Genomic DNA, 5988 nt, shown 5'->3' on the forward strand with positions numbered 1-5988 from the left:
ACCAACCCGCGCCCGATGTACTTTTCGCAGATCCGCGTAGACCCCAACGACGAGGACACGGTCTATGTGCTAGGCGTGAGTACGTATATGTCCGTAGACGGTGCCAAGACATTCACCTCACCGTTTTCGCGCGTGCACGCCGATGGCCACGCGCTCTGGATCAACCCCAAGGACTCCGATCACCTGCTCTTTGGCTGCGACGGTGGCATTCAGGTCAGCTGGGATCAGGGCAAGAGCTGGGACTACATGAACACGCTCGTGATCAGCCAGCCCTACGAGGTGCACTTTGACATGCGGATGCCCTACCATGTCTACGGGGGCCTGCAAGACAACGGCACCTGGGAAGCCCCAAGCCGCACGCTCGATGCGCGCGGGGTCTCCAACGACGAGTGGCTCAATATCGGCGGCGGTGATGGTTTCTATGCCCAGGCCGATCCGCTCGACTGGCGCATTATCTACACCGAGAGCCAGGGCGGTGCGGTCGGACGGCGCAACCAGGCCACCGGCGAGAGCAAGAGCATCCGCCCCAGCCGTGAGAGCCCCACGGAAAAGCTCCAGTTCGACTGGAACAGCCCCATCCTCATCTCGCCGCACAACACCAAGAAGATTTTCTTTGGGGGTAACAAGCTCTTTATCTCGCAAGATCGTGGCGATACCTGGCGCAGAACCGAGGATCTCACTAACAAACCCGACCGTACCAAGCTCCCCATCCTGGGCAAGCCGGTGGATACACGACTTGGAGGAGGGACACTCTCGGCGCACGATGGACAAGATGGCTACGGCTATATCGTCACCGTCAGTGAGTCCCCCGTCAAAGAAGGAATTCTCTGGGTGGGCACCGACGATGGCAACGTGCAAGTGTCACAAGACGACGGCAAGACCTTTACCCTCTGCACGGTTCCGGGCGTCCCCAAAGGCACCTATGTCAGCCGGGTGCATGCCAGTCCCTATGCGGCGGGTCGTTGCTATGTGAGCTTCGATGGCCACCGCAGCGATGACTTCACGCCCTATGCCTTTGTGACCGAGGACTTTGGCGCAACCTGGAAGAAGCTCACGGGGAGCCTGCCCGAGGGAGCCACGGTCAGTGTGATCCGGGACCACCCCCGCGCCTCGAACCTGCTCTTCCTAGGAACCGAGCGCGGTGCCTATGTCTCCTTCAACCGAGGAGGAAGCTGGGAGCGCTTCGAGAAGCCCTTCCCGGCCACGATCCCCGTGGACGATATCCAGATCCATCCCCGCGACAACGACCTGATCTTTGCCACCCATGGCCGTGGGTTCTGGATTATGGATGACCTTGGCCCACTCGAAGCCAAGGCCCTCAGCCTCGCTCCTGTGACCCTTGCGCCACCGAAACCTGCGGTGCACTACCGCATCGCCAGCCGCAAGGCGAACACGGGCCACCAGATCTATATCGCGCCCAACCCATCCACCGGCAGTCCGTTTCGCTTCTACTTGGGCGAAAATATCAAAGGCGCAGCAACTCTAGCTGTGAAAGACAGCAAGGGAAAAGTGGTTCGCACCCTGAGCCAGGCAGAGCCCGCAACCGGCTGGAACGTCCTGCGCTGGGACATCCGTGAGAGCGCGGCGACATCCGGCCAAGGTGGTGGCTTTGGGGGAGCAGTGCCCCCCCGCTTGCTTCCCGGCACCTACACCGCAACCCTCACCGTCGGGCAGCAGTCCTCAACCCAGCGGATCACGATCTACGACGACCCTCGCACCACGCTCACTGATAAAGAGCGCAAGGAAGTCCACGACACGCTGATTCGTCTGGGCGAGACCTACGCCAAGCTGGATGCCACCCGCACCACGCTCACGGCAACGCGCACCGAGCGCGAGAAGGAGCTTGCCAAGGTCAAGGCGGACACCACTCTGAACGAAAAAGATAAGGCGAAAGCTCTTGCCAAATCTGAGGCGCGTCTCCAGGCCGTGAACGATCTCCTGGCACGCATCTCCCCGGCTGCGGGTGCAGGCGGCGGGGGTCGTGGTGGCGCAGGCGGTGGGCAAGGCGGACAAGGCGGAGGTCGTGGCCAAGGCGGCGCAGGGGGAGTAGGCACCCCTAACGCCCCCGCCAACCGACGCACCCCCGCCACGCTCCGGGGCAACGATCCTCAAGCAGGCAACCGTCCCGTCACGCCGCCTGTCACGTCTCCCACGACGCCTCCCGCGGAACGGAGCGGCGAGTCGGGCGGGGAAGGCCAGCCCACCCCACGCCCGGTAGCCAATCCCAACGCCCTGACCACACGGCTCGGTCGCGTCTCCCAGAACATTGACGCCCTCAGCGAGCCGCTTAGCCCCGGCTACAAGCGCGAGGCAGAGGAAGTGATCAAGGCGGCAAAGAAAGCCATGGACGAGGCCAAGGGTCTAAAGTAAGATACCCTCCTCCGGGTACCCTCCTCCCCCTGCCCCTCCTCCCAATCCTGGGAGGAGGGGTTATTTTCCCCGTCTCTTCAGCGCCGCTCGCACTAGCCGCTCGATTTTCGGAGTCTCTTTTGCCAGCGAAAGCGCATCCCTGTCAGCGAAGCTCACGCGGACGGCAGGATCGGCCCCTGCATCCAGCAAGACCTTTACGATCTCCGCATTCTTGGTAGAGATGGCATCAAAGAGAATCGGTTCTCCGTACTCACTTTTCTGGTTGGGATCAGCCCCGGCTTTTAACAACAGACGCATGAGGCCGACATTCTGCAAGCCAAGCGCCCACTCCAGTGGTGTCTCCCCGCTTGGGTCTGTGGGATCAAACTCAAAATCGGAGGCGCGGACATTGAGCTGTGCTCCCACCTTGAGCAAAAGCGTGACCAAGCGATCCCGGTCTTTTTGCAGGCCAAACCGATGCCAGGAGTGCGATCCGGCAGGAATCGAAAGCGCCTTATATCCTCCTAGTGCAAAGTGAAGAACCGTCTGGTTCCAGATATCCGCCGCTTGCACATCAGCATCACGCCTTAGCAGAGACTCCGTCACCCGCAAGCTCCCGGCACGGGCCGCTAGGTGAAGAAGTGTGGTCTTGTAGGGACCAATCGGGGTGAGAGGAGCACGTTCCACAAGCTGCTCGGCCAGCGGCAGATTCCCTTGGAGAAGCGCGTCCCAGAGCGTCAGCACAGCCCCGTGCTTAAGCAACTGCCCTTCCAGCCGAGTCTTACGCGGCCACCAGCGCCCCTTCCAGAGCTGCCAGGTCAGTGCGCTCCAGCCAAATCTGTCCAGCTCCTTCGGATCAGCACCACGCTCCAGAAGAAAGAGCGCGGCAGGCCCATTGGCATTGCGACAGGCAAGCAGAAGTGGCGTCATGCCCTCTTTGTCGCGTATGTTGAGGAGCGCTCCCGCATCAAGTAGGGCCTCCAGAACCTCTGGTTCGGTATACCATCGCACGATCATATCGGACATCGGAGGCTGAAACCAGGCAACCGCAGCATGAAGCGCTGTTTGTCCATCCTCGTCGGTGGCGTTCGGGTTAGCCCCCAGTTTCAGCAGAGCCTTGGTTCGGTTCAGGCGATTGTTATAGGCTGCACTTCGCAGTTCGGCATCGCGCTCGTTCATTTCTTCTTCTTTTTGATCGGCTTTTGCAGCGCCACCTTCACCAGCGCGACAATCTGCGAGTTTTCGGTGCTCTTGGCCGCTTCCAGTGCCGTCGTGCCGTACTCGCTCTTGAAGCGTGGATCGGCACCCGCATCCAGAAGCGTCTTCACCACAACGTGGTTTTGTGTCTCGATGGCATTAAAGAGCAACGGATCGTCGTCGTAGCCTTCCCCGTTGGGATTGGCTCCCGCTTTCAGCAAGACACGCATCAGCTCGGGGCGCTCGGCAAGGATCGCACAACCGAGCGGCGTGTACTCGCCTCCGCGTGAAGATGTGGAGCGGGCATCACAATTCGCCCCACTTTTGAGTAAGAGCATGAGCAGTGACTCGCGGCCTTGGGTGGGGCCATAGGCGTGCCAGGAAGGTCTGGAGACAATCCGAACCAAGTCAGGGCCACCACCGATGGCCTTATGCACGGGTGTAAAGCCGTTCTTGTCGCGTACACTCACCACCGCCCCGCGTGCCAGAAGGCGCTGAGCCACCGGCAGGCTCCCCAGCTCGGCGGCGAGGTGCAGATAGGTGTAGTTGTTGGGGCCAACGGCCTTGACATTGGCGCTCTCCACAAGCCTAAGTGCCTTTGCCGTGTCTCCGAGCCAAAGCGCATCCCAAAGGCTCACGGGAGATCCTTTCTGGAGGAGAAAGTCCGCGAACTTACGGGAGCAGTGCTCATACCAGAGCGCCATCGTTAGCGCCGTGCCCCCTACCTCATCCGCAGGCCGCAGATCTGCTCCCGCCGAAACTAACCAGCGAGCCGCCTCTTCGTGTTGGGCACGAACCGCAGCCATCAGCGGCGTTATGCCGTCCTTTGATTTCGCGTTGACAGGGGTTCCTGCTTTGAGCAACGCATCCACGATGCCCTTCACAGGCGCGCGGCCCGTCCGAACATCCATACCAGACTCCTGCCCATAGCCCACGGCATGGTGCAACGCCGTCCAGCCGTTGGTGTCGCGCTGGTCGGGTTTGGCTCCCTTTGCCAGAAATTTCTGCACGGCGGCGAGGTTGCCCCACGCCGCCGCTTCGAGCAGTGTTTTCGGGGGTGAGGGAGCACGAAGATACTGCATGATAGTTTCCTAGCCGTACGCACCGTTGGGCAGGAAGCCTAGCAGACGCTTGAGGCGCGGGCTGGCATCTTTGTAGACGTGTTCGGGCATCTGGTAGTTCATGAAGGGGCTGTACTTGTGCCCCACCAGCCGCCGGGCATAGCTCACCTGGGTGATGTAGCGCACGCGATCCGAGAGGTTGGGCGCTCCGCGGTGCCAGACCTGGTTGTTGAACATCACGACACTTCCCGCCTTGCCGCAGGCATAAACCGTCTTGTCCTCCCACTCGGTTCCCTCGATAGTCGGCGGGCAGCGCTTGCCAAAGAGATGCGAGCTGGGAATGAGCTGGGTTGGACCGTACTCAGGCGTCTCGACATCGGTGAGGTAGTAGTTGGCGGTGAAGAGCAAGACAGGCAGCTTGATGTTCTTGGGAGCCTCGCCCTCGGTCACGAGAAAGTGCGGGGAGTCGTCTTGGTGCCACGTAGTGATGCCCTTGCCCGGCCCCGGCTGCACCCGAAAGCTGTTGTTATGGATGCAGTGCGTCGTCTCGGCGATGAGTTTCTCTGCGAAAGTAACAATTGGCTCCAGCTCAAAGAGCGAGAGGTTGGTAGGACTGACCTCGAACATCCGATGATGGAGCTGGATAATCCCGTCGCCTTCTTCGTGGTTGTCACGAAGTGCTTTGTCTAAGTCATCGCGCATGGCGGCGCACATCTCGGGTGTCAGAACATCCTGGAGCACCAGAAACCCATCCCGGTGGAACTGCTCCACCCACGAACTAATCTGCTCCTCAGAGACAGTGCTGCCTGCTAGATATTGCGTACTCATGCCGAATGGTTCGGGCAGGAAAAGCCAATTTCCTGCCCAAAAACAAGAAAAGCCCTCTCCAACCGATTCGGTCAGAGAGGGCTCGCGCTTTTTGCGAATGCCTTGCTTAGGCAAACAGCGAGAGGCGGTTCTTCCAGCGGGCATCGGTGAAGCCATCATTGACCGCTTCGCGGCGCAGCTCTAGCACCATCTCCTGGCCACCACGGGCAGGGAAGAGAGTGGCACGAGTGACAGAGCCACCATCGGGGAGGTTCTGCGAGTCCAGCTTGACCGCGGGCTGCTCGTGGCCAGTGCCGGTGCGGACGCTAATCCCTGCACCGTTGTGAACGACCACTTCCAGAGCGGGTTCATGGGTACTTCCGACGACCAGGCGCATTCGGGTCGCTTCGGGAGCATCGGTCGAGACTGCCTCAAGGGCAATCCGAGGCTGGTCAGGGCCACCGGTCGAGGAGGGCGTGATGGCACGCATTCCTCGCATGGAGTTCATGGACATTGCCAGCTCCAGAGAGACAGGAGGCACACCCGTCGCCGGGGAGTTGCTACTCGCTGCTCG

At 60.8% G+C, this 5988-nt stretch carries 4 protein-coding genes and 1 pseudogene; 1 reads left to right on the forward strand and 4 read right to left on the reverse strand.

What is annotated here, in order from left to right; translation table 11 throughout:
- Window positions 1–2370: pseudogene (locus RMO15_RS31940) on the forward strand (hypothetical protein); the annotation flags it as partial.
- A 60-nt stretch (window positions 2371–2430) separates the two neighbouring features.
- Here the strand turns inward: RMO15_RS31940 and RMO15_RS31945 are convergent.
- The 4 genes from RMO15_RS31945 to RMO15_RS31960 form a co-directional block, all read right to left on the reverse strand.
- A complete protein-coding gene (locus RMO15_RS31945) occupies window positions 2431–3528 on the reverse strand; it encodes an ankyrin repeat domain-containing protein (RefSeq protein WP_309722960.1) in 1098 nt (365 codons plus the stop codon).
- On the reverse strand, window positions 3525–4628 hold the full coding sequence (locus tag RMO15_RS31950) for an ankyrin repeat domain-containing protein (RefSeq protein WP_309722964.1): 1104 nt from the start codon (window positions 4626–4628) through the stop codon (window positions 3525–3527). Before RMO15_RS31950 ends, RMO15_RS31945 begins: the two co-directional genes overlap by 4 nt.
- A gap of 9 nt (window positions 4629–4637) precedes the next feature.
- The gene (locus RMO15_RS31955) at window positions 4638–5435 is read right to left on the reverse strand and encodes a phytanoyl-CoA dioxygenase family protein (RefSeq protein ID WP_309722967.1); all 798 of its coding nucleotides are present in this window, start codon (window positions 5433–5435) and stop codon (window positions 4638–4640) included.
- A 106-nt stretch (window positions 5436–5541) separates the two neighbouring features.
- Window positions 5542–5988: hypothetical protein (locus RMO15_RS31960; RefSeq protein WP_309722970.1), on the reverse strand; the 447-nt coding region annotated here is incomplete at its 5' end.

Source organism: Armatimonas sp., assembly GCF_031410135.1.
Taxonomy (GTDB): Bacteria; Armatimonadota; Armatimonadia; order Armatimonadales; family Armatimonadaceae; genus Armatimonas.